We start from the raw sequence: 24,620 nt of genomic DNA, 5'->3' as shown, positions 1-24,620 counted from the left end.
CGTAATGTCCTTCGTAAGCCGGGTTGGTGCCTTCGAAGCCGGTGTTGACCACCTGCATGCGCTGCATCCAGGCTTTGGCCGACGCAGGAAAATCGAACGAGGTGATTTCCCGCTCAAAACGCTTGGCGCCCTCACCCGGAAATTCGTAGCGAAAGGCCACGCCGTCATCGGAGGCGCGCAGACGAATCACCAGAGGCTCACCCTCGGCGTTGGCAAAACGCAGCGTCTGCTCGTTGGCCCGGTAGTGAATGTCGAGCTGTTTGCCCTGGTGCATTTCATAGTGGTCTTCCACCAATGTCGGCTCGGATGCGCTCGTCAGAGACAGACCTTGTTCAAAAGCAGCGCTCTGTAAACGGATGCCCAGATCCGACGGCTCGAGCACGGTTCGCTCGTCATGAAAAACCTGATATTCCGGCGCCCCCTGGGCGTTCAGCGAAACACTGACCCGGACACTACCGTCCGGACTGCTCAATGCAACGTTATTGCCTGGGCCGCTGCCAGTATTTGAGCAGGCGCCCAGACAAAGGGCCAGCATGGCCAGACTCAAAACGGATTTGTTCATGTTGCTACTCCCAATATGAAAAAAGGCCGGGGCTACCCCGGCCAGCCAGCATTAAAACTCCGCCCGTACCCCCACGGTATAACGGGGACCGGTCTGCTCTCGCAACAGAATCTGGTTGTCGTAACGCCCTACTTTCTGATACTTCTCGTCGGTAATATTTACCCCTTCGAAAAATACCGACAGGCTGTCGCTCAGACTATAGCTTACCCGCGCGTCGATCTGCTCATAGTCTTCGACATAGGTGGGCTCGCCCCCGAAACCGACCGCCGTTTGCAGAAAGCGGTCGCGCTGATTCCANGCCAGGCGGGCTTCAAAGTTGCCCCGCTCNTAAAANCCGACGATATTGTAGGAGTCNCCCAGCCCTTCGAGCGCNAAGGTCTGGCTGATATCACCGGTGTCGAGTTCAGCGTCGCTATCCACGAGCGTCGCGTTGGCGGTAAAACCAAAACCGCTCCAGNCANCTGACAGATAATCAAAGGTGTGCTGNAAACCCAGCTCAACCCCGTCAACGGTAGCATCTTCCAGNTTATCCTGNGTGCTTACTTCAAACACCGGATTACCNTCAAACAGATTATCCTGATCCTGAATTTCAAACTCCTGNCGCAGAACGGTNTTGACCAGGAAATTTTCAACCNGCTTCTGGAACAGCCCCACCGTCAGGTAACCGCTCTCCTGGTAATACCACTCATAGGCAAGGTCCAGATTGTCTGATGCGTAGGGCTCGAGATTCGGATTACCACTACTCGCCTGCAGGTTCCCTGGACGTGCGGTACCGATGGTAGTGCGCGGAGACAGGGCACCGAACGGCGGACGAGTCAGTGTTTGCGACGCGGCAAAACGAATGACCATATCGTCGTTCAGGTTCAAACGGTAATCCAGTGTCGGCAGAAAATGATCATAGGTGTTNTTGGCACTTACCACCTGCTCGTTGCCATCCACCACGTCATAGGCGGTGGGGTCACTGGGGATTTCGCGAAGATCGAGCAAAGGCGCGGAAATGCCGAACGGCGTAGTCTCCGTCTCCACGTAGCGAACACCCGCATTCAAGCTCCAGGGCATGTCACCCAGTTCACCCTGGAAATTGAAGTTGGCGTAGACCGACATTACCGTCTCATCGATTTCCGTTGAACTGGACTGCAACACCAATGCATAGCCATTGCTTTCATCCAGCGCCGCCTGGGTGGTGCCGGGCTCAAGACCGGCTGCCTCGTCTCTTGCAGCCGCTGCCTCCGGGGTTTCCAGCCAGGAGATGAGGGCATCCAGATCAGCAGTTTGCCAGGTGGCAGGGACATCAATGTCGCCATCCATGTAGTTGCCACCCTCAGCGACTATGGCCAGCAGGTCGTCGGGCACATCCGTCTGATAACCGCAATAAATACACGGGTTATCGGAAGTCCGACTGGTCGTGCTCTCCGACTCATCGGAATAATGGGCACCGAAGGTGACGGTTTTCAGGTGCTCAAAGTCGGCCTGCCACTCAAAGTCCACCCGTTGCTCAAACAGGTCGTGCTCGATATCCGCCGCACCGCCCAGCGGTCCGCCACCAATACCGCGCATGAAAAAGTGGGCTTTAGACAAACTCGTATCATTGATCTGGGCGTCCGTCACACCGCTATAGGACGGCATACCGTTCTCATCATAACTGAGCGTAAAACCGTCATCCCGGAAGCCAATCACACCCACATTGGTGCCGCCAGCGCCGCCGGACTCCGCTTTGGAATAGCTGGTATCAAACGCCACATTCCAGCCCGGCGCCAAATCCCAANCGGCGTTAAAACCAAACGCCTGGGACTCGGACGGCCGGCTACGCTCGGCCATAGTGAAATCGGTCGCCGCATTCTGGTTTTGCGTAAACGTTGTCGCCGTACGATTTTCATCGAACGTGGCGTCCGTAATAATGGAAGGCGTCACAAAGAACGTCAGAGTGTTGGACTGAGTCTGTACGTCAAAGTCGTTGAACATGGCGTCCAGCGTAAAGGTCAGATCGTCAGTCGCCTGGAACTGAAACGTACTGTTGATGTTGATGCGCTCACGCTGCTCATCAATGGGGCTGATATTCAGAACCTGGGGAATGAAGAACTGGTCGTCCGCCGAGTAGCCCTGGTCCGCCAGATCATCGGCAATCAACGTCAGACCATCGCGCGGCGCGGTAAGAATGCCGTCGGTGAGGAAACGTTCAATACGATTCTTCCGCTCTTCGTAGGTTACCGATAACAGCGCCCCCATGCGCCCATCCGCAAAGGTGTTGCTTACCATGCCGAACAGCTCGGGGGTGCTCTCNCCGGACAGATCCTCATGCAGCATCTTGGCCGAACCCACCGCCTTGAAGCTACCGATATCCAGCGGGCGCGGCGTGTGCATCACAATGGTGGAGCCAATACCACCGGACTGCAGACGCGCCTGAGCGCTTTTGTAGACGTCCACCCGCGAAACCAGCTCGGCGGGCAGNTTGTCAAAGTTGAACGACCTCGCGCCGGTGTCAGACACCTGTCGACGACCGTTAAGCAATACCGTATTGAATTGAGGACCAAAACCACGCACCGTGACGCTNTGCCNTTCCCCGCCACTTCGATCNATAGAAACGCCGGTAATTCGNTGAAGGGATTCGGCAATATTGGTATCCGGGAATTTACCCAGNCTCTCCGAGGCAATGGAATCCACCATGGCATCGGAGTCTCGCTTGATATCCATCGCCTGCTGAAGGCTGGAGCGAATACCGGTAACCAGCACTTCCTCCATACTGGTTTCCTGAGAAGCCGACTGAGCGGAAGCCTGGGCGCCGGCAAACAGTATNGTGGCAATNGTNCTACTGAGAATGGTNTTTTTCGCTATCATATTGGGACTCTCCTAAGCATTGTGTTTATTTGGATTATTAAACGCTAGCTCCGGNCGATTCACGTGNTCCGGTTGGCGCGGAACACTTAACCGTCCGGCCCGGCGATGCCGAACTGGNCGACACCACGTTAGGCGAGAGATCAAAGACTAGAGAAGCGNTCGTCAACCTACGCGAACTCTGATCCATCGCTGTAGGCTACATTAGGGGGAGGNGGGNTGGNCGTCTTGTATCTTATCGCACAAAAATAGTACTTTTTCGACAAATACAATAAATATTATAATTGANTGGCGTATAGCGCGAAGAAAGGGGTGCCACCCGCTAGCTGGCACCCAAACTCAACGCTCGCGACTTAGTGGCTGAAGCGGAAGCTCATCCGGGTGTGGTAGGTGTCTCCCGGACGCACAATCGTNGACGGGAAACGATCCTGNTTGGGCGAGTCAGGAAANTGCTGNGGNTCGACNCAGAAGGCGCCGTGACGAATCTGTTTTTGGCCTTTTCCTTCCACCGAACCGTCAAGAAANTTGCCGGTGTACAGCTGGAAACACGGCTCTTCNGTCCAGACCTCCAACACACGTCCGGAAACCGGCTCTTCGGCCCGCGCGGCAAGCACCTCACCCTGCNCACCCTGANGGTCGACGACAAAATTATGATCATAGCCACCGTTGGCGCGCTTTAGCTGAATNTCATCNNCGTCAATTTCNGCCCCAATGGNTTTGGGCTTACGGAAGTCGAAGGCCGTACCGGCCACCTCAACCAGAGGCCCTTCCGGTATCAATTTGTCACTGACCGGGGTGTACTTGGACGCGTTCAGGGTAAGCTGATGGTCGCGCACGGTGCCCTTACCCGCCAGATTGAAATAGCTGTGCTGAGTCAGGTTGACCGGGGTCGCCTTGTCCGTGGTAGCACGGTAGTCGGTNATCAATTGATTGTCATCGGTCAGCCAATACTCCACGGTGACNGACAAGNTGCCCGGATANCCCTGATCNCCATCGGGNCTGACCAGNCTCAGGCGNACGCCGGCACCACGGTCATCCTCAAACGGCTCGGCATCCCAGAGTTTTTTGTCAAAGCCCTCAACCCCGCCATGCAGATGGTTCTCACCATCGTTCTGATCCAGGCGATACTCAACGCCGTCCAACTCAAAGCGGCCGCCCGCGATACGGTTGCCAAAGCGGCCAATCAGCGCCCCGAAATANGGGGAATCCGTCAGATAAGGGGCAAGTTCATCAAACCCCATAACCACGTCGGCNACNTTGCCGTNCCGGTCCGGCGNGAACAGNTGGGTAATGATGCCGCCGTAGTTGATCAGGCGGACTTCCATCCCCTTGCTATTGCGCAAAATGAATTGNGTGACCTCACGGCCATCGGGAAGNCTTCCGAACGGGGCGGATTGAACGGGCATAGATCAGATTCCTCTGAATNGGTAAAAGTCGGCGGTCAAAGGTGAATGGTATAACAGCAGGCGGCCNGGAGGCCAGACACAAAAAAGGCCAACCCCGCAGGGTTGGCCAAGTTCGGTTTGAACGGTACGCAACCTTGATGGTTGCTCGCGCTCCTTAGAAGGAGTAGCGAGCGCCCAGGGCAAAGGTGCGGCTGATCTGCCAGTTACCGAAGGTATGCAGATCACTGTTGCCGTAACGGCTCTGGTANACCTCATCAGTCAGGTTGGTTGCATCAAAAGTCAGCACCAACTCATCGGTCGCGTTGTAGCTGAACTGGAAGTCCAGAGAGCTCTGCGGGTCGCGGTATACGCCCAGCGGGTTGGCGAACAAAGCAGCCTCATTGTTGTTGAGGAAGTCTTCACGCCATACATAAGCCAGACGGGCGTCAAAAGTATCGCGCTCGTAAGCCACCGCTACGCTGTAGGATGTGTCAGACACACCAAACATCGGACCCACTTCGTAGCTGGTCACTTCACCTTCGCTGTTAGTAACCGGGTTAACCTGCTCCGAATCCAGGAAGGTGAAACTGGACTGGACACCCAGACCGTCCCAGTAGCCTTCGAGGTTCTCGGGGAAGTAGTTGAACCCGATTTCCACACCTGACAGCTCACCATCTGACGCATTATCCGGCTGAGACAGAATNAAAGTATCTGTTTCATAACCTTCAATCTGGCGGTTCACTCGGTTACGGAAACCAACAACCAGGCCTTCGATGTCGCGCTGGAANAGAGTTACGTAGGCATTGCTGGCATCACCGAAGTACCACTCCAGAGACAAGTCGTAGTTCTGGGAAGTGGTCGGCTGCAAGTCGGCGTTACCGCCAGTCGCAGTACCATAACCAATGTTGGTGATATCGTCGAAGTAGTTGATGGTCGGATTCAGGTCCCCAAATCCGGGCATACGCAGCGTTTCACCGTAGTTAAAGCGCGCGATCAGCTCATCAGTAAGGTTGTAGCGCAGAGACAAGAAGCTCAGAAGCTCCTGGTTGTCTGTGCTGCCCTCGGTTTCAGAGAAGTCCACCTGATCGGTAAAGACGGTATCGGTGGTCACATCAACGTAGCGGAGGCCAACCTGACCATCGAGACGCTTACCAGCGATTTCGGTCTCAAACTCCGCATCGACGTACAGTGCGGTGTTGGTCTCCTCGATGGCAAACTCTTCCAGCAGCGGATCATTGGCATCCAGACCGTAAAGTCCAGTGAAGTAATCACGATTTGCCTTCAGGTAAGGGCCATCAACCACAGCCCAGGTACGGGGCACATCCAGCGCATCCATAAAGCCACTGTTGATGTACGCAATGCCATCATCTTCATAAGTGGAGAACTGGCAGTTAGCCGCATCGCCAGTAGTGTTTACGACATCACAGGGTGCTGCGTCCTGAGTACGTGCATACTCGGTGGCATCGCGCACGTCGTGACGGATACCAAAATCGATCTTCTTGAAGAACGCACCGTCAGTGAAGTACTCGGCATCGGCGGTAAAGGTAACCGCNGANCCNTCGTTNCGCNNTCCACTATCGTACATTTCAGCCATGGCGTACTGGGAAATGTCACTTTGATCGCCTTCATCGACATCCGGAGTGGCCGGGTTGTCCCGGAACTCAATGCTCGGGTTATTGCTGAAGTTGGCGTAGGTTTCATAGCGAACGTTGGTGCTGCGCATCGCAATGAAGCTGGATTCAAACTCACTGTCCTGATACACCAGCTCAGACTTCAGGTTGAGCTTATCGGTCAGCTCCCAGTCACCGCCCAGAGCGTAAACATAAGAGTCGGTTTTTCCGGTTGAGTAGTCACCGCTACCAAAGGTGAAACCATCACGAATGGTACGCTCTTTGATGACGTTGGTTCCTTCATACAGCTCAAAGGTATCGGTCAGGTCGTCGCTCAAACCACCAAGGCTACCCCACCANTCCACNAACGCGAAGTTCAGGGAGTTGAAGCCTTCATTGCGATAGCCATTGTAGAACGCTTCAAAGGTATATTCGCTGCGATCGTTTGGAGCAAACTGTAACGATACATTGGCAGCAGGGCGCTCACGTTCGCCGGTGAAGTCGGACATGAACATCGCATCGCGAGAAATATAGTAGGGAACCTGCTCACCATTGATATTGAAGGTGGATCCCGCATCGGTCGGGAGCCCACTCTCCAGCCCCGGAGTCCAGATCTCGCCGTCGGCACGTCCGTCGGTTGGCTGAATACGCTCCATCGGAGCCCAACCGGCAGGAGGATTTTCAGTAGCGAAAACCACCTGAGCGCCAGGCGTAGTAGACTGATCCCGATACTCAGTCTCACTATAGGAAACGTTTACGAGCGCACCGAACTCCCCCGCACCAGTATCCCAACGATCGCTAAAAAGCGCACTGATGGTCGGGTTCATCGCTTCCGCTTCTTCCAGATAGATACCGCGTGCAGAAACCGATACGCGAGAGCCGTCGAAATCAAACGGACGGAAGGTGTGCACGTCAATCTGGCCAGCAATACCGTTTTCGTAGGTTTCTGCTGAACGGTTCTTGACCACATCAACTCGTGAAACCAGAGTAGAGGGGATATCCGCCAGCGCAACAGCGCGGCCAGAAGCTGTGAAGATGGTACGACCGTTTACCGTGGTGCTCACATCAGTAAGACCGCGGATACTGACCACGTTGGTTTCACCACCGGCACGATCCGTAACCTGAACACCGGCCACACGCTGGAGAGACTCAACCACGTTGTTATCCGGCAGCTTACCGATATCTTCCGCCACGATGGAGTCCATGACATCCATGGATTCGCGTTTGATATCAATGGCTTTGTTCAAGCTTGCACGAATACCAGTAACAACAACTTCTTCGAGCAGAGGCTCGTCTTGGGTGTCTTGGGCTTGAGCCAGCATGGGCAGGCCAGCCAGGGCGATGGACGCAGCGATACTGCGGCTTAGTAGGGAACGCTTAAACATAATTGCAACTCTCCTGCGGGTTTCATAGTCGCACCTGAGAACTGCCGATATCGTCCGGCTCGCTCCCAAGTACTGGTTATTTTTAATAACGGAGCAAAACAATACTATCGTATGACAATAAGCCTAGCAACCCTTTTATCATACATTTATCGCTCTATTTTGGGGCATTTAAGGCAAATACTTTTGATATACCACAAATAATTTATCCTCGGACCCCACATAACGCATATTTCATCATAATATATATGATAATTAAAGCGAGCTTCTGGCCACGTCCGCTCAAACATATCCCTCCAGATCGCCATTTCGGCATCCAGCCTTCCTATATATATGTTAAATAGAGCCATCAACCTCCCTCCTCGGGGTTGAAACCCGGCATTTACCCCCCATCCCTTCATTTCCCACTCAAAAAACGGAGGTTCTCCCAATGAGCAAGACTGTGGTAATCACCGGCGCCAACCGCGGTATTGGCCTGTCCTTTGTGAAACGGTTTATTGCCCGGGGGGACAAGGTGTACGCCGCCTGTCGCCAGGCTTCGGATGCCCTGGCCAACAGCGGGGCCACTATTATTGATGGGGTGGATGTGACCGACCCAAAAGGCGTCGAGACGTTGGTGGCGGCGCTTGAAGGGGTATCGATCGACCTTTTGATCAACAACGCCGGTATCCTGCGGGACGAGCAGTTGGGGCGTTTGAACGTCGACAGTATCCGGGACCAGTTCGAAACCAATGCGCTGGCACCGCTTTTGGTGACCGATGCCCTGCACAAACAGTTGGCCAAGGGTGGCAAGGTCGCATTGATCACCAGCCGGATGGGGTCCATCGCGGACAATACCAGCGGCGGTCGCTACGGCTACCGGATGTCCAAGGCCGCATTAAACGCGGCGGGCAAGTCGCTGGCGGAAGATCTGAAGAAACAGGAGGTGGCAGTAGCCATCTTGCACCCCGGGCTGGTGGGCACCGAGATGATTGGTGGTCACGGGGATATCACGCCGGATGAGGCGGCCCAGCGGTTGGTGCAGCGGATTGATGAGCTGAGCCTGGAGAATACCGGGACCTTTTGGCATTCGAATGGGGAGGTGTTACCTTGGTAGTTGGGTAGGTTGCGTGAGCGTGGTAACGGCGGATGCGCCTTCGGCTTATCCGCCCTACGGATAGCACTGAATCCGCGTAGGGCGGATAAGCGCANAGCGCNCATCCGCCGTTACCNAAGNCNTCAAGGNTTATCNCGCAGCAGGCGGACGCCGTAGATGCCGCCGGCTATGGAGCCGGGCTTGGCTTCGAATTTGAGGGTCAGTACGCCNTCTTCGGCTTCACGGACCCACNCCACNGGCAGNTCGTAGTCCACNTGATAGAAATCCGCGCCCTTCCCTTCCGGTAANGTCACTTCGGCCAATGTCTGGCCATTGATCAGAATNTCGAATGANCGNNCGGCATCGCCNCCGAAGTAGGTGATGCGNAAGAACTTGGCNTGGCGCTGGGGATCGCGCAGCTCGTAGCTGAACCAACCGGANGCGTGGCGCCAGTGGCGNCCGAGATGAACGCCCGCCTCGGTATNNTCACCNTTGAAGAAGTGNTCCGANTCCGGCTGTTGCTCTCCCGGTGCCACTGCATCAATGGTCAGCGCGTCCANCGCCAGNCGCTCNCGCTCNGCTTTCATCCGCGCTTCGCTCTGGTCNCCATTGGCCTGNGGCCAGTANATGGTGTAGCGGCTGTCGTGCACNCGATAGAAGGGTATCAGATCCACGCTGTCCTGGTCGGCCACGTCCAGNCCGGCGCTGGCACGGAAGNTCATCGGCTGACCCGGTACCGGCGACAACTGTTCCAGAAACGCCTCTGGCTCGCTNACCATCACCGGTGTCGCCTCGGGTGGGCAGAGAGCGCCATCGGCGATATGTCCCATNCGGCTGTCATCGCTGAGGAAGTTCAGTTNCTCATTNTGAATCACATCGGTTTTGGCGGCNAACACGATGGGGCCNTGAAGNACGGCGTAATAATCCGANCCGTCCGGCANCTGNTCCANNCGGGTGGTCATGGGCAGGGTAACCCGGACTTTATCNCCCGCNTGCCAGTTCCGTTCGATGCTGACATACTCACCGGGAGAGGCCTTGGTCTCTACACGTTCACCATTGATGGACACCTCCAGCGCACCGGGCTCAACCCAGACGGGATAGCGCAACTTCAGGGCAAAACGGCCCTCGCCTTTTTCCANCGTCAGCTCGGTCACGTCGGNATCGGGNAAGGCGGTTTCNTGGGCCAGGGTGATACCGGCCTGCTCCCAGGTCANACGGGACGGGATGAANAGATTGACGTANAGATCCCGATCGTTGTGGGCGTAAATCAGTTCGCCGTATTTGAAGTGGTTTTCAATCCCCGAACCGACACANCACCACATGGCCTGTTCCGGNTGNGAGTACATCCGGTAGTGCCCCGGACGCATCGGCGTGAAATACACCAGGCCGCCNTGATCCGGGTGCTGACTGGACAGGATGTGGTTGTACAGTGCCCGCTCGTAGTAGTCGATGTATTCCAGCTCGGCGGCATCGTCGTACAGCAGCCTGGANAGCTTGAGCATGTTGTAGGTGTTNCAGGTTTCCGGNCCTTCCCGNTCGCTGACCATGGAGCTGAAATCATCGGTCGGATGGAAGTGCTCACGCACNCTGTTGCCNCCNATGGCCACGGANCGTTCGTACACCACCGTNCGCCAGAAGTAATCCGCCGCCTCAGACCATTCCGGGTCGCCCGATACTTCNGCGACNCGCTGGTAGCCCACCACTTTCGGGATCTGGGTGTTGGCGTGCAGACCATTCAGTTCATCCTGATGTTGCAGCAGCGGGTCCAGAATCTGCTCATGGGAAAACTGTTTCGCCAGACGCAGGTATTTTTCTTCCCCGGTAATGTCNGCCAGGTCGGCAAACACNTCNTTCATGCCGCCGTGTTCACTGCGNAACATNGCCTGAATCTGCTCNTCNCTCAGNCCNTCCACCAGGTCGATGGTCCAGTCCGACANCTCAATCAGCATGTCCAACGCCTGTTCNCGGCCCGCAATCAGATACGCATCGCGCAAGCCGGCGTAGACCTTGTGCACGTTGTACCANGGCACCCACTTGCCATTCAGTGCGAACAGGTCGGCGTCAATCTCGCCCCGCTCNATTTCTTCCCACANGGCTTTGCTGCCCGGCACACCGCCGAGGTAACCATTGCCNTTGGCCTGCTGGGCGCGCTGAAGTTCGTCCAGCATATAATCCANGCGACGCAGGGCTTCACCATCGCCCGTGGANGCGTAGGCTAGCGCCAACGACGTCAGGTAGTGACCACCTATGTGGCCATCCANCCCGGAGCCTTCCCAGTTGCCGTAGGTGNTTTTTTTCGGCTCCAGCCCCGCTTCGCGCAGNTAGGGNGCNAGCAGTCGGTCCGGGTCCATGGCGTAAACGTANCGCAGGTTGGTCTGTTCGGCGCGCTTGAANGGGCTGCCGTCGAGCAGGCGGACCTGGGTGAGCGGGAAGGTGTCGACGCCGGTTTGTTGCGGTTCGGCCCGATCGNTGGTTTGGGTGCAGCCTGNGNNCGANGGTGGCNGNNANTAGNGNNGGGAGNANTTTTNNCATGGTGNTTGCCANTCGTTTGGTCTGGTGTTTTTCGGGGAGGTGACGGNNGNTGCGGAGAGTTGGGTTACGGCGGATGCGGCCTTTGGCCTTATCCGCCCTACNCAGAACACGGCGGCATGCTCCGCATGCCGCCGTTATCGTNACNCGCNTTACTCTTCGATCAACACNCTCTGGTATTCATTCAATACCGCNGGATCGATTTCGGGCCAACCATCTTCGGTCCANTCGATTTCGGCGATCTTCAGTTTTTGCAGGCCTTCNTCTGCNGCTTCATANGCGTGNAANACCAGGTAGTCTTTACCATCGAAGGTGTAGGCACTGTTATGACCCAAGCCATACCAGTCTTCATTCCCTTTCAGAATGATGGTGCCGCCGCCCTCATTCATTGGCTTACCGGTTTTATCCAGATAAGGACCCGTCACATCTTTTGAGCGGCCGACCACCATATGGTANGTGCTATCGGCGCCCCGGCAGCANAGNCCCCANGAGACGAACTGATAATAGTAGTCGCCCTTTTTGAAAATAAACGGCCCTTCAATTTGGGCNGGGCCCGCCTGGGTGTCATCCACCAGAATGGAGCGATCNCGNTTGGAAATGGTGTACCACTCCTGNGGCTCNGCCGGTGCCGTCCAATCTTCATTCAGNTTGAACATNTTCATGCCGCCCCAGAAGGAGCCGAAGCTGAACCAGGCATCGCCNTTTTCATCCACNATNACGTTGGGNTCAATGGCGTTCCACATNTCCCGNTTGGGTACCGANTGCAACACCAGNCCCTGGTCTTCCCAGCCGTAATCGTCCGACTCGGGGTTNAGGGTCTTGGTGGTNGTGACNCCCATACCGGAGGTGTTCTTNCCGAAGGCNGAGACNGAGTAGTACAGGTACCACTGCTCNGTGTCTTCGTTATAGATGATNTCNGGNGCCCACAAGTGNCCATTNAACTCCGGNGCCACCTCTCTGGCCCAGTCGGGCTCGCCTTCAAAAGCACGCCCCTGACGCTCCCAGTTCACCATGTCCTCGGAGTTGTAAATGGTGATACCGGGGCCGGTACTGAACAGGTAGTACTGATCGCCCTCTTTTGCCATAACCGGGTCATGAATGCTGACCTGCTTTTGGGCCTGACACCCCACAGCGCTCAGTGCTGCCAGCGACACAACAATGCCTTTTAACCAGTGTTTAACGTTCATGGTGTTACCTCATGGTCCGTAAGTCGGTTGGTGGTCAGTCCACCATGGAGGGCTTACCAAATACCGGGAAGCCGTCCGCATCGTATTTGATGGGTTTAATGAAGGTATGGCGATCCGGATTCCACAGCGGGTCCCCTTCGATTTCGGTGTAGGTCCGGGCGTGGTACACNAGCATATCGGTCTTACCGTCTTCGGCGACGGTGAAGCTGTTATGGCCCGGGCCGTAAATGGCATTGTCCATATCGCTCTGGAANACCGGCTTCTGGGATTTGGTCCAGCTTTTNGGATCCAGCAGATCNGCGTCCTGNTCCGCCCAGATNANNCCCATNCAATAATTTTCGTCGGTGGCGCTACCGGAGTAGGTGATGAATATACGGCCATTGNGAATCAGTACGGCNGGCCCNTCGTTGACCATAAAGCCACGGGTTTCCCANTCCAGNTCGGGNATGGTCAGCAGTACCGGNTCGCCGGNNATGGCATCGGGNGNNTCCATCGGGGCGATATACAGATTGGAGTTACCCGGAATGCCGTTCTGCTTTTGTGCCCAGACGTAGTAGAGNTGGTCTTTATGGGTAAACGTTGTGGCATCCAGACAGAAGGTATCCATGCCGGTNTCNATCTGCTTGGGTTCGGTCCANTCACCTTCGAGNGGGTTAGCGGCGTCGGTGCTGACCACGTACATGCGATGCTGGAACAGCCCGTCTTTGATTTCCCGGGTCGGTGCCGCCGCGAAGTAGATGTACCNNGCCCCCTGATTGAAATGGATTTCCGGTGCCCAGATCANTTCGCTGAACGGGCCTGNATCCGGCTTGTGCCAGACGGCCACGCGCTCCGCGTCAGGCAGCTCNGCAATGGTTTTGGCNCGACGCAGCTCCAGCCGGTCGTAGGCCGGCACCGAGGCGGTGAAATAATAATAGCCGTCGGTGTGTTTGTGGATATAGGGATCGGCGCGTTGTTCGATCAGAGGGGTGAGCAGTTCGGTCATTGTTCTCTCCAGGNTGTTGTCATGGCAACATGGTATTCATTAANTCGAGGCGGTTATGGCGGATGCCGCAGTNGGCGTAGGGCGGATAAGGCCGAAGGCCGCATCCGCCGTANCCCNCCCTGGCGCATACGCCCTAACCCATCTATGAAATATTCGGATCCGCTTCGGCCAGGGCGGAATCCGCCAGGCTGTCCCGCTTCATTTCTTCATAGAANNTGTCNGTAATTTTGTACTTGAACATCAGCCCNCCCATGATGGCGTGGAACAGGCCCGGNATGANGGAGAGCATNAGNGCGATACCCGTCANGGTGAACGCGCTCTGCTCNACGTTGGCTTCGTAGTTGAAATAGGTCAGCAGCAGGCCGACNATAAAACCGGCGGCGCCCATGCCGGCCTTCTGGAAAAAGCTGATGCCACCGAACGCCAGGCCCGATACACGCTTGCCGGTTTTCGCCTGACCGTAGTCCACGGACTCGGCAATCGCGCTCCAGAACACCGGCGCGTGCAGGTCGACCACGAAGGAAATCAGGAAGTAGAGAATAAACGCCAGCCAGATATCTCCGGGCTGAACCGCGAAGAACATGATTACGCTCAATACCCCAACGGCCAACTGGGTCCAGCGNAANAGCTGGATTTTGCAGTAGCGTTTGGTAATCCAGGTNGAGGCGATCATNGCCANCAGCGCNCCNGTNACCCCGGTGGTCATNAAGGCGGAGAGCATTTTGGCATCNGCNCCCANGTAATACTTGGCGTAATAGGCGGCCACGGAGCTGCGGATCACATAGCCCAGAGTGCCGGTAAAGCACACCGCNCACAGNACCANCCACTGGTCGTTTTTCAGNAGAATCTTGAGCTGNTCNCCGAANGTCTTGTCCTGCACCTCGTGCTTCACCCGCTCGGTGGTGGTNAAGAAACAGAACAGGAACAACAGCGTACCGAGAATCCCCATCAGCCCCATGGANGCNTGNTANCCNACCGCCAGGTCACCNTCNCCCCAGGCTTCNGCCATGATCGGCACAATAATGGTGACCAGAAANGCGGCCACNTTGGCCAGNAACAGACGATAGCCGTTCGCCGACAGGCGCTCTTTCGGGTCCGCCGTCAATACGCCAATCAGGGAGATATAGGGAATAGTCACGGAGGTGAACATCACCGTCACCAGAATGTAAGTGGCGTAAGCCCACACCAGCTTGGCGTTGTAACTCCAGTCCGGCGTGGTGAACATCAGGAAGATGGACAGACCGAAGGGCACAGACAGGAATAAAAAGTACGGACGGTAGCGCCCCCAACGGGTGTCCACCTTGTCGGTGATCATGCCCATCAATGGGTCGGTAAAGGCATCCACCAGTCGAGCCACCAGGAACAGAATCCCCATATGCGACGGCTTCAATCCGAAGATATCGGTATAGAAATAGGCCACGATGAGGAACATGGAGGAGATCACCAGGTTGACCGCGGTATCACCGCTGCCAAAACCCACTTTCTCCAATACCGTCAGTTTCTGGGTTTTCATTCGCTTGGGCTCTTATTGTCAGGTGATGTCAGATACAAAAACGGCGGGCACCCGAAGGCCCCGCCGATTGGTACGCCGTTTATACGCCCTGCTTGAGGTGGTAGTAAGCGGCGTTCTGGCGCAGTTCGTCTTTGAAGGTGCGCACTTTGGTGTCGTTGTCGATCACGACCGCTTCAACGCCGGCCATTTCGGCGAAGTCGATGATCTGCTCGGTGGTCACGCCCTGGCTGTACACGCTGTGGTGAGCACCACCGGCGTGAATCCAGGCGGCGCCGGCGATACCCAGGTTCGGGCGAGGCTCCCACAGGGCCGAAGCGACCGGCAGCTTGGGCAGGTCCGCTGGCGGGGCCACGGTATCCAGCTCGTTGACTACGATACGGAAACGGGTACCCAGGTCCACGGTGGTGATGTTCATGGCCGGGCCGGGCTTGCCGGTAAACTTGAGGCGAGCGATGTCCTTGCGAATCCCGATGGTGTGCAGGGCCACTTCCAGGCGCGGTTTCTGCGCGGCGATGGTCGGGCAGATTTCCAGCATGTGGGCGCCCAGCACCTGATCCCGCGTGCCCAGGTTGTAGGTGTAATCTTCCATAAAGGAAGTGCCACCTTCTTTGCCCTGGCTGATTACTTTTACGATCCGGGTCATGGCCGCGGTTTTCCAGTCACCTTCGCCGCCGTAGCCGTAGCCTTTGGCCATCAGGCGCTGGGTGGCCATACCGGGCAGGCCGGTCAGACCGGTCAGGTTTTCAAAGTTGTTGGTAAAGGCCTTGAAGCCGCCTTTTTCCAGAAAACGCTCCATGCCGATTTCCAGGCGCGCTTCGTTTTTGATCATGGCCATCTGGTGCTCGTCTTTCAGCACCTCGTCCGCCACTTCGTAGGTCTGCAGGTACTCATCGACCAGGGCGTTGGCGTCTTCATCGCTGACTGCGTCAACGACCTCGGCCAGATCACCCAAACCAAAGGCATGCACTTCGTAGCCGAAGTGAATCTGGGCCGCCACCTTGTCACCTTCGGTCACCGCCACCTGACGCATGTTGTCGCCGAAGCGGGCCACTTTCAGAGTCTGAGACTCGGCCCAGCCCATGGCGACGCGCAACCAGTCGTCGATTTCCTGCTGAACACGGTCCTGCTGCCAGTGACCGACCACTACGCGGCGATCCTGACGCAGACGGGTGCCNATGTAACCAAACTCGCGGTCACCGTGGGCACTCTGGTGCAGGTTCATGTANTCCATGTTGATTTCGGCCCAGGGCANCTCGGCGTTGAACTGGGTGTGCAGGTGCATGTAGGGCTTGTTCAGCGCCTTCAGGCCGGCAATCCACATCTTGGCCGGAGAGAAGGTGTGCATCCACAGAATCAGACCGACACANTTGCTGTCGTTATTCGCGCGCTGACAGACNNCCAGAATNTCNTCCGGAGANTTGACNGTCGGNTGGGCGACAATTTTNGCNGANATNTTGTCCGANCCGGTCAACCCGTCGGCAATTTGCTGGCTGTTCGCCGCGACCTGCTCCAATACTTTGGGGCCGTAGAGGTGCTGGGAACCCGTGACGAACCAGATTTCTTTATCACCGTAAATTTTCATAGCTGTAATCCTGAATANGGCAGTTGCCGAAAAGGGTTAATCAATTCTGACCGTAGTAAGCNTNNTTGCCNTGCTTACGCAGGTAGTGNTTGTCGATGATGGCCTGNTTGAGNGGCTGNACATCGGGGCGCAANGTGCGNGTGAGGTAGGCCATNTTGGCCATCTCTTCCAGAATCACCGCGTGATACACCGACTGGGCNGCGTCTTTACCCCAGGTGAAGGGNGCGTGGCCGGCAATGATGCACATGGGGGTTTCCACCGGGCTGCGATCTNTGAANCAGTCGGTAATCTGTACGCCGGTTTCTTCTTCGTAGTCGCGNTTGATCTGCTCATCGCTCATCACCGCGGTCACCGGAATNTCGCCNTAGGCGTAGTCGGCGTGGGTGGTGCCNTAGCAGGGAATCGGCTGCTGGGCCTGNGCCCAGGCNGTNGCGTAGGTGGAGTGCGTGTGNGTCACNCCGCCAATGCTCTCNAAGTGCCGATACAGATGGGTNTGGGTTTTGGTGTCCGAGGANGGNCGCATNTTGCCTTCCACNACATTNTTGTCGAGGTCGACCACAACAATGTCGTCCACTTTCATATCTTCGTACGCCACACCNCTGGGCTTGATGGCCACCACGCCNTTATCACGATCGATCTGCGANACGTTGCCCCAGGTGTACACCACCAGCTTGCGGTGGTGNAGCTCCATATTGGCTTCNAATACCTGCTCTTTCAGTTCGCGGTAGCTCATTTGCGCTCTCCTTCCACAAAGGCGCCCAGCGCCTGGTAATTCTGGTACAANCGNTCATANACGGCGGCGTTATCGGCGTTCGGCGTGTAGCTCTTGCACACGGGCGAAGCCATCACCTTCTGGGCCGCNGCCACATCCGGATGAACACCGGCNATGGTGGAGGCAAAAATGGCGGCGCCCAGGGCGCAGCTCTGCTCGCTTTCCAGTACATCGATCTGGCAGTTCCAGACATCCGAACAGACCTGCATGATGAAGTCGGATTTTTTGGAGATACCGCCGATCACCACCACAGAGTTGATCGCCACACCTTCGGACTTGAANCGNTCAATAATGGCGCGAGCACCAAAGGCGGTGGCNTCCACCAGGGANCGGAAAATCTGCGGAGCCTCNCTGCCCATTTTCAAGCCGGCGATGGCCATGGTCAGNGTCTGNTCGGCATCCGGGGTGCGNCGGCCATTNACCCANTCCAGCGCGGTAATGCCCGTCTCGCCNGCGGGNATCTGGCTGGCGGCCTCGCCCANGGCGGCGAGGGTNTTGTCTTCGANCTCTTCGGCGAGNTTTGTGCGCGTNGCCTNATCAAGAGAGTNGCTGCTGGCCAACAGGGTCTGCACCGGCCAGTTGATCAGGTTGCGGAACCAGGCATAGAGGTCACCAAAGGCGGATTGACCGGCCTCCAGGCCCACCAGGCCGGGAATCACTGAGCCGTCCACCTGACCNCAGATACCGCGAATGCATTTATCNCCAATATCNTCATAGGTNGCGACGGTNATATCACAGGTNGAGGTACCCATCACCTTGGTCAGCACGCCGGGTTTGACGTTGGCCGCCACNGCGCCCATNTGGCAATCAAAGGCNCCAAAGCCGACCGGNATGCCCGCCGGCAGGCCCAGCTTGTCGGCCCACTCTTCGGTCAGGGGNCCCACNGTTTCGGCGGAGGTAAAGGTCTCNGCGGGCAGGCGATCNCGCAGCCCGTCCAGCACCGGGTCCAGNCCGGTAAAGAANTCGTTGGGNGGATAGCCNCCCCAGCTTTCGTGCCACATNACTTTGTGACCCGCCGCGCAGCGACCCGCACGGAANTTGCTCGGATGGGTGGTGCCGGTCAGTATCGCGGGCATCCAGTCACAGTGNTCGACCCAGCTGTACGCGGCCTCGGCNACGGNGGGNTCTGCTTTCATGACGTGCCAGGCCTTGGCCCAGAACCANTCGGANGAGTAGATNCCNCCTTCATACTTGAGNTANTTGGGCTCGGACTTTTCGGCCGCTGCGGTAATGGCNTGGGCNTCTTTGATCGCNGTGTGGTCTTTCCACAGCACGAACATGGCGTTCGGGTTTTCNGCNAACTCNGGCTTCAGCGCCAGCGCGACGCCTTCGCTGTCCACCGGGACCGGTGTGGANCCGGTNGTATCAAAGCTGATACCCACTACCTGCTGCGCCGCGCCGGCCGGCGCCTNTTCCCANAGGCCCTGTACNGCTTGCTCAACCCCTTCCAGATAATCCAGCGGGTGCTGGCGGAACTGGTTTTTGGCCGGTTCGGAGTAAAGCCCCTGGTTCCANCGCTTGTANGGCACCACGGTGGTGGCAACTTCCTGTCCATTGGCGGTGTCCACCAACAGTGCGCGAACCGAGTCGGAGCCATAATCCAGGCCCAGTGCATAAGACGTCATAGAACCATTACCTTTTATTTGCAGCACAGGAGTGTGCATCAGTTACCAATCTGTTTTGTATTATAATATGCGAAACCGTGTTTCTGTCAATGTTTTTCGTGGGCTCTGGCGACCAAGATGCTGGCATTGCAGCCACCCGACCAGGGAACGACCAACACCACGCGGCACCCNGTGAGCGCCCTACTCACTCGACCGAGGAATGACTTTATAAGTAATATAATATAAGGCCGTAGACGCGCAACATCAAGCCAAAAACCGGTAGCAGCCCCGTCTAAAGTTGTTGTTTTCAAGATTTTTGGCCCTATAAAACGAAAAAGGCGCCTAAATAGGCGCCTTATAGTCTTAAAAATCATATGACCAAAAAAGGATAACAGATCGCTACCGAGCCCTCTGGCGCACCGCCTCAAACAGACAGACCCCGGTGGCGACCGAGACGTTCAGACTGCTGACNGTGCCCGCCATGGGAATATTGATCAGAAAATCGCANGTTTCCCGGGTCAGGCGACGCAGCCCNTCCCCCTCNGCCCCCATGATCAGNGCGATNGGGCCNTTCAGATCACTCTGATAGACNGACGCNCTCGCNTCNCCCGCCGCGCCCACCAGCCAGATGCCGGANTCCTGGAGTTTTTTGAGGGTGCGGGCCAGATTGGTCACCGGCACAAAGGGTAGAACCTCCGCCGCNCCACAGGCCACCTTNCGNGCCACCGGGTTGAGGCCGGCNGACTTGTCTTTGGGCGCGATCACCGCATCCACCCCGGCCGCTTCGGCGGTACGCATGCAGGCCCCCAGGTTATGGGGGTCCGTCACACCATCGAGCACCAGCAGCAGCGGCGGGTGGTCCAGCTCNCTNAACCGCTGAAACAGAAAGCCTTCATCGTGGACCTGCCCGGGCCGNCAGTTCGCCACTATGCCCTGGTGGTTTTCACCTTCGGCCAGGGCATCCAGCTTGCCCCGCCCCATCGGCTGAACCGACACGCCTTGCGCCTCGGCCAGTTTCAGGATTTTCTGCAGACGCTGGTCGCCGCGCCCTTGCAGNCAGTACAGCTNCAACACCCGCTGCGGGGCACTTTTCAACAGCGCCTGCACCGAGTGCAGGCCAAAGACNATTTCACTCTTACTCACAGATGGTTCCGNCTCTGAATCTTCGATCAATCACCGGGCCGGTCATTACTGCCGCCGGCCCGACTCAACGCCCTCTGGCGNAGGCTGCACAGGTTTTCAAACCAGTGGTTATCTCTTCTTCGTAAACTTAGCCAGCGCTTTTTTAAAGCCAGCTGCCGCCGACGCAAGTAGAGACCGGCTCTCAGTCGGTTGAGTCGCTTTCTCCGATCGAACTGTTCCAGNTTTCTTCGAATGCGCAGTTTTCTGACTTTCCTGTTTACCATGACGTTGTCCGGATGAACCTCGTTTGGATGAACGGGACGGGCCACGCTCGTCGTTGCCACCCCGCGAGCGGCCACGGCCTTTGCCCTTGCCCGACTTTTTGGGGNCGGCATCCCGCCCNTCAGCGGCGGGAGGACGGGCATTGGTTTTGCCCTTGCCNCGACGGGTCGCGGTGACCGACTCCATTTCAAAATCAATTTTGCGACTNTCCAGATCGACCTGCACCACTCGCACCCGGAGCTCATCNCCCAGGCTGAACACCTTGCGGGTGCGATCGCCCACCAGTCGGTGCTGGGCGGGCTCGAACCGGTAGTANTCGTGCGGCAGTGCCGTGATATGGACCANCCCTTCGACGTACAGATCCTTCAACTCGACAAACANGCCAAAACCGACCACCGAGGCCACCACGCCGTCGAACACCTCGCCGACATGATCNTGCAGGAATTCGCACTTGAGCCAGCTGGCCACATCCCGGGTGGCTTCGTCCGCGCGCCGCTCGGTCATGGAGCAGTGCTCGCCCAGAGCAACCACATCCCCGGTTTCATAGGGGTAGATCTCTTTGCGGGACAGCGGCTTGGCACCTTCGACCCGCGCGACATTGGCGGTNTGNCGGTCGCTGCGGATGACAGACCGGATGGCCCGGTGAACCAGCAGGTCCGGGTAGCGACGGATCGGNGAGGTAAAGTGGGTGTAGGCATCGAAGCCGAGACCGAAGTGACCTTCGTTGTCCACCTGATAGACCGCCTGGCGCAGGGTGCGCAGCATGACCATCTGAATGAGATGGCTGTCCGAGCGGCCCTGAATCTGTTGCATCAGNGCCTGGAAATCGGCCGAACTCGGGTCNGCGCCGCCNCCGAGGCCAAGACCCAGCTCGCCCAGNAANTCGCGCAANTTGGCGAGCTTCTCTTCGGTCGGCCCCTGGTGCACCCGGTACAGACAGGTGATCTGGTGCTTCTCCAGAAAGCGCGCGGTGCACACGTTGGCGCACAGCATGCACTCTTCGATCAGCTTGTGCGCATCGTTGCGCTGAACCGGGACAATCCGGTCGATTTTGCGGTCTTCGTTGAAGACGATCTGGGTTTCAACGGTTTCAAAGTCGATGGCACCGCGCTCATCCCGAGCCTTGCGCAGGACCTTGTAGAGCTTATGCAGGCTGTGCAGTTGCGGCAGCACTTCCTTGAACTCCTGGCGCAGCGGATGCTCATCATCGCCATCGGCCTGAAGAATGTCCCACACCTGGTCGTAGGTCAGCCGCGCATGGGAGTGCATGACGCCTTCGAAGAACTTGTAGCTGGTGATCTTGCCCTCGGCGTCGAGATTCATCTCGCACACCATGCACAGGCGGTCGACCTTCGGGTTCAGGGAGCACAGGCCGTTGGAGATGGCCTCTGGCAGCATGGGCACCACATAGTCCGGGAAATACACCGAGTTGCCACGTTTGCGCCCCTCGACATCCAGCGCGCTGTTGCAAGGAACGTAATGGGACACATCGGCAATCGCGACGGACAGACGCCAGCCGCCGCCTTTGCGCTTCTCACACAGCACCGCGTCGTCAAAGTCCCGGGCGTCGGCGCCATCAATGGTGACAAACGGCAGGTGGCGAATATCGACCCGGTGTTGCTTGTCTTTTTCCTGCACGGTGTCGGACAGCGCTTCGGCTTCGCTCAGCGCCTCGGCGGGCCACTCGCTGGGAATGCCGTGAGACTGGATGGCCAGCTCGATCTCCATCCCGGGTGCCATATGGTCACCCAGCACCTGAATGACCATACCGGTCGCCGGGCGTTTCTTGTCCGGCTGCTGGGTAATGGCCACCACCACGATCTGACCGGACTTGGCATCACCTTCGGCGCCGGGCGGAATCAGAATGTCGTGGGTAATTCGCTGATTTTCCGGCGAAACGAACTGCACCCCGTCCTCGCGAAAGAGGCGACCGGCCAGCTGTTCCGTGTTGCGCGAGAGGACTTCAACAATCGCAGCCTCATCCTTGCCCCGGTAGGAGCCAGTGACACGGACCAGTACTTCGTCGCCATCGAACACCCGGCGCATCTGACGGTTGTGTAAATAGAGGTCATTGCCGCCCTTGGCGGGAATCACAAAGCCGTAGCCATCTTTATGACCCTGGACGCGGCCACGGATTACATCAATTTTGTCCAGCCGGGCGAAGGCGCCGCGGCGGTTGCTGACCAGCTGCCCGTCGCGGGCCATGGCGATCAGGCGCCGGCGTACGGCCTCAACCTGGTCCTCGTCGCGAAGGTCGAGCATCTCGCAGACTTCCGGGTGCGTCACCGGGCCCGGGGCGTCTTCCAACAATTGCAGAATAAATTCGCGGCTGGGCACGGGGTTATCGTATTTCTGTGCTTCTCGCTCAGCGTAGGGGTCGTGCTTCGGGTGTTTCTCTTTGCTCAAAACGGATATCCTGTAACGGAAAATGAATGCCCCTTGTGAGGGCCAATAGTAAGTCGCCTACGGATGATATGGACGGAAGCCTGAGAGGTTTCAAGGCCGAGGTAGGCGCAGAAAGAGCCCTTTTGGGGGCAATTGGTTGACTGTTTGCCGACATTATAGGCCAGTTAGGCCCATAAACCCATGGATGAGTTCAGTTTAGTCCAAAAAAATTTAATTTCCTGACATCCGAACCGTTGACAAGGCCCATATTCGACATTATAGTGCGCGTCCTCGGCTGATGACACGCCGAGCGAATCACCTGCCCAGGTGGTGAAATTGGTAGACACGCTAGCTTCAGGTGCTAGTGACCTTACGGTCGTGGAGGTTCAAGTCCTCTCCTGGGCACCACATTAAAGAACCGAGCCAAATGGCTCGGTTTTTTTATGCCCACTCGAGGACCAAGGTCCTCTAGTTCTCCGCGTGCTGTGTGACTGTCGGATTACGGCCGCTGGCCTAATCCGACCTACTGGGCTGCTGGGTGGTTTTCATTCTACGAGTAGGTCGGATTAGCCCCGCAGGGGCGTAATCCGACAATGCGCCGACAGTACTTACTGCAGGTTGAAGTACAAGGTGGGGGCCCGTTTCGGGTCGTCCGCCTGACTGTCGTAGAAGGTGGCCTCCAAAGCGCCGAGCGGACGGATCAGCAGCCCCTTGGTGGTGCCATCCAGCAGACGCTGCATGACTGGTCGTGACAGGGTTATGTGGGTTTTTCCTCCGCGCTCCGCGGCCGGCTCTACGTCAAACACCATCTGGCCGTTGACCAGGGTCTCCAACGGTTCTTCGCGCGCGAACCCCTGAAAGGTGAGTTCTTTCTGATCCCATTGCTCCGGGCCGCCCATGACTTCGAACACCCGGATTTTATCGAACTCGACGCCCAGGTCTTCCTCATAGGCGGCGACGTAGTTCCCTCCCTTCTGCACCGACTGGGTGGTAAGCTCCAATACGCCCGCCCCGTCGGCTTCAGCGTTATTTAATGCCGACAGATCCCAGCGCAGCAACACCCACTGGTCGGCGCTGACCGTCAACACGGGGACCTTCGTTCCTTTCTCCTCTGTATGCCAACCATCAAAGTTGACCATCGGGTAATCCCGGTTCAGGACAACGTCGTGATCAGCGGGGCGATGCTGGGTGAAGGTATCCAGTGCCGGGATGGGCGGATGGTACACCAGCGGTTCTCCCACATCCGCCTCGGCATCGGCCGCCCGCACTACGTCTGCACGGTAGTAGTCCACGTCCACATGGTACTGGCCGAGGCCCCAGTCAGTGGCGCTGAGCTGGACATTCAGGTCGTCGCCCGGCACGGCATCCAACCCTTCAGTGGTCATACTGATGGTGTGCCACTCGGTGGTATTGGGAATGTCGTATTCCCGCAGGTGTTGATGAAAATCCGTGGTGCGTTGGGTATTGATCATGAAGTTTACCCGCCGCGGCGCATCACTGACGCGGATACGCGCCTCAATGCGCAGCTCGTAGTCGGGGCTGGCGAGTTTCTCCATATCCAGATGCGGTGCGACATTGCGTTTGATGATGGACCACCAGACGTTGTGCTGATCATCGGTGGCATCGACTTCCATGCGTGCATGGCCGTCGAGCGGGACAAAGTTCAGGCGCGCGTCACCGTCGCCGGTGAAGTACTGCCAGTCGGGGTGTATTTCATTGCCCTCGAAGTGATCGACGAATTGGGCGTGGGCCGCCGGGGCCAATAGAGTGACAAATAATATGGAAAGGGGAGCGAGAGATTTCATGCTGGCCT

The 24,620-nt window shown here is 57.2% G+C and carries 14 protein-coding genes, 1 tRNA gene and 1 pseudogene; 2 read left to right on the top strand and 14 right to left on the bottom strand.

Going from position 1 to position 24,620, the window contains the following annotated elements; translation table 11 throughout:
- The 4 genes from CMG77_RS00750 to CMG77_RS00735 form a co-directional block, all read right to left on the bottom strand.
- Window positions 1-562, bottom strand: a 562-nt coding sequence (locus CMG77_RS00750) for a glycoside hydrolase family 97 N-terminal domain-containing protein (protein WP_286903430.1), incomplete at its 3' end; no start/stop codon positions are given.
- 51 nt (window positions 563-613) lie between these two features.
- On the bottom strand, window positions 614-3,301 hold the full coding sequence (locus tag CMG77_RS00745) for a TonB-dependent receptor (protein ID WP_502691705.1): 2,688 nt from the start codon (window positions 3,299-3,301) through the stop codon (window positions 614-616).
- Window positions 3,302-3,747: 446 nt separating this feature from the next.
- Entirely contained in the window at window positions 3,748-4,800 is a 1,053-nt protein-coding gene (locus CMG77_RS00740) for an aldose epimerase family protein (protein WP_286903428.1), read from the bottom strand.
- A gap of 154 nt (window positions 4,801-4,954) precedes the next feature.
- Window positions 4,955-7,711, bottom strand: a complete 2,757-nt coding sequence (locus tag CMG77_RS00735) for a TonB-dependent receptor (RefSeq protein ID WP_502691704.1) — start codon at window positions 7,709-7,711, stop codon at window positions 4,955-4,957.
- 490 nt (window positions 7,712-8,201) lie between these two features.
- Between CMG77_RS00735 and CMG77_RS00730 the strand changes: the two genes are divergently transcribed.
- A complete protein-coding gene (locus CMG77_RS00730; protein WP_286903426.1) occupies window positions 8,202-8,867 on the top strand; it encodes an SDR family oxidoreductase in 666 nt (221 codons plus the stop codon).
- Window positions 8,868-8,989: 122 nt separating this feature from the next.
- Here the strand turns inward: CMG77_RS00730 and CMG77_RS00725 are convergent.
- The 9 genes and pseudogenes from CMG77_RS00725 to rnr all read right to left on the bottom strand — a co-directional run bounded on the left by CMG77_RS00725 (window position 8,990) and on the right by rnr (window position 22,828).
- Window positions 8,990-11,488: pseudogene (locus tag CMG77_RS00725) on the bottom strand (beta-L-arabinofuranosidase domain-containing protein).
- A 39-nt stretch (window positions 11,489-11,527) separates the two neighbouring features.
- On the bottom strand, window positions 11,528-12,562 hold the full coding sequence (locus CMG77_RS00720; RefSeq protein WP_286903425.1) for an arabinan endo-1,5-alpha-L-arabinosidase: 1,035 nt from the start codon (window positions 12,560-12,562) through the stop codon (window positions 11,528-11,530).
- A gap of 34 nt (window positions 12,563-12,596) precedes the next feature.
- Window positions 12,597-13,547, bottom strand: coding sequence for a glycoside hydrolase family 43 protein (locus CMG77_RS00715; RefSeq protein ID WP_286903424.1), 951 nt, complete (start codon window positions 13,545-13,547; stop codon window positions 12,597-12,599).
- A 142-nt stretch (window positions 13,548-13,689) separates the two neighbouring features.
- Window positions 13,690-15,060 (bottom strand): MFS transporter, encoded by a 1,371-nt coding sequence (locus tag CMG77_RS00710; RefSeq protein ID WP_286903423.1) that lies wholly within the window; start codon window positions 15,058-15,060, stop codon window positions 13,690-13,692.
- Window positions 15,061-15,139: 79 nt separating this feature from the next.
- Window positions 15,140-16,642: an L-arabinose isomerase gene (araA, locus tag CMG77_RS00705; protein ID WP_286903422.1), complete on the bottom strand. Its 1,503-nt coding sequence runs from the start codon at window positions 16,640-16,642 to the stop codon at window positions 15,140-15,142.
- A gap of 40 nt (window positions 16,643-16,682) precedes the next feature.
- Window positions 16,683-17,375, bottom strand: coding sequence for an L-ribulose-5-phosphate 4-epimerase AraD (gene araD, locus CMG77_RS00700; RefSeq protein WP_286903421.1), 693 nt, complete (start codon window positions 17,373-17,375; stop codon window positions 16,683-16,685).
- A complete protein-coding gene (locus CMG77_RS00695; protein ID WP_286903420.1) occupies window positions 17,372-19,039 on the bottom strand; it encodes a ribulokinase in 1,668 nt (555 codons plus the stop codon). Before CMG77_RS00695 ends, araD begins: the two co-directional genes overlap by 4 nt.
- Before the next feature lie 378 nt (window positions 19,040-19,417).
- Complete coding sequence (gene rlmB / locus CMG77_RS00690; protein WP_286903419.1) at window positions 19,418-20,161, bottom strand: 23S rRNA (guanosine(2251)-2'-O)-methyltransferase RlmB; 744 nt, start codon at window positions 20,159-20,161, stop codon at window positions 19,418-19,420.
- 108 nt (window positions 20,162-20,269) lie between these two features.
- Window positions 20,270-22,828, bottom strand: coding sequence for a ribonuclease R (gene rnr / locus CMG77_RS00685; RefSeq protein WP_286903418.1), 2,559 nt, complete (start codon window positions 22,826-22,828; stop codon window positions 20,270-20,272).
- 300 nt (window positions 22,829-23,128) lie between these two features.
- Here rnr and CMG77_RS00680 point away from each other — a divergent pair.
- Window positions 23,129-23,215: transfer RNA gene (locus tag CMG77_RS00680), tRNA-Leu, on the top strand.
- Window positions 23,216-23,415: 200 nt separating this feature from the next.
- Here CMG77_RS00680 and CMG77_RS00675 read toward each other — a convergent pair.
- On the bottom strand, window positions 23,416-24,612 hold the full coding sequence (locus CMG77_RS00675; protein WP_286806060.1) for a hypothetical protein: 1,197 nt from the start codon (window positions 24,610-24,612) through the stop codon (window positions 23,416-23,418).
- Between the last annotated feature and the right edge of the window lie 8 nt (window positions 24,613-24,620).

The sequence above is a fragment of the Marinimicrobium sp. genome (assembly GCF_002695945.1).
In the GTDB taxonomy this organism is placed as follows: Bacteria; Pseudomonadota; Gammaproteobacteria; order Pseudomonadales; family Cellvibrionaceae; genus Marinimicrobium; species Marinimicrobium koreense.
This window is presented reverse-complemented; position numbering and strand designations above follow the sequence as displayed.

Bases quoted from the DNA above. Each gene is read 5' to 3' on its own strand.
- CMG77_RS00730 (WP_286903426.1), top strand. From the start codon at position 8,202: ATGAGCAAGACTGTGGTAATCACCGGCGCCAACCGCGGTATTGGCCTG.
- CMG77_RS00675 (WP_286806060.1), bottom strand. From the start codon at position 24,612: ATGAAATCTCTCGCTCCCCTTTCCATATTATTTGTCACTCTATTGGCC.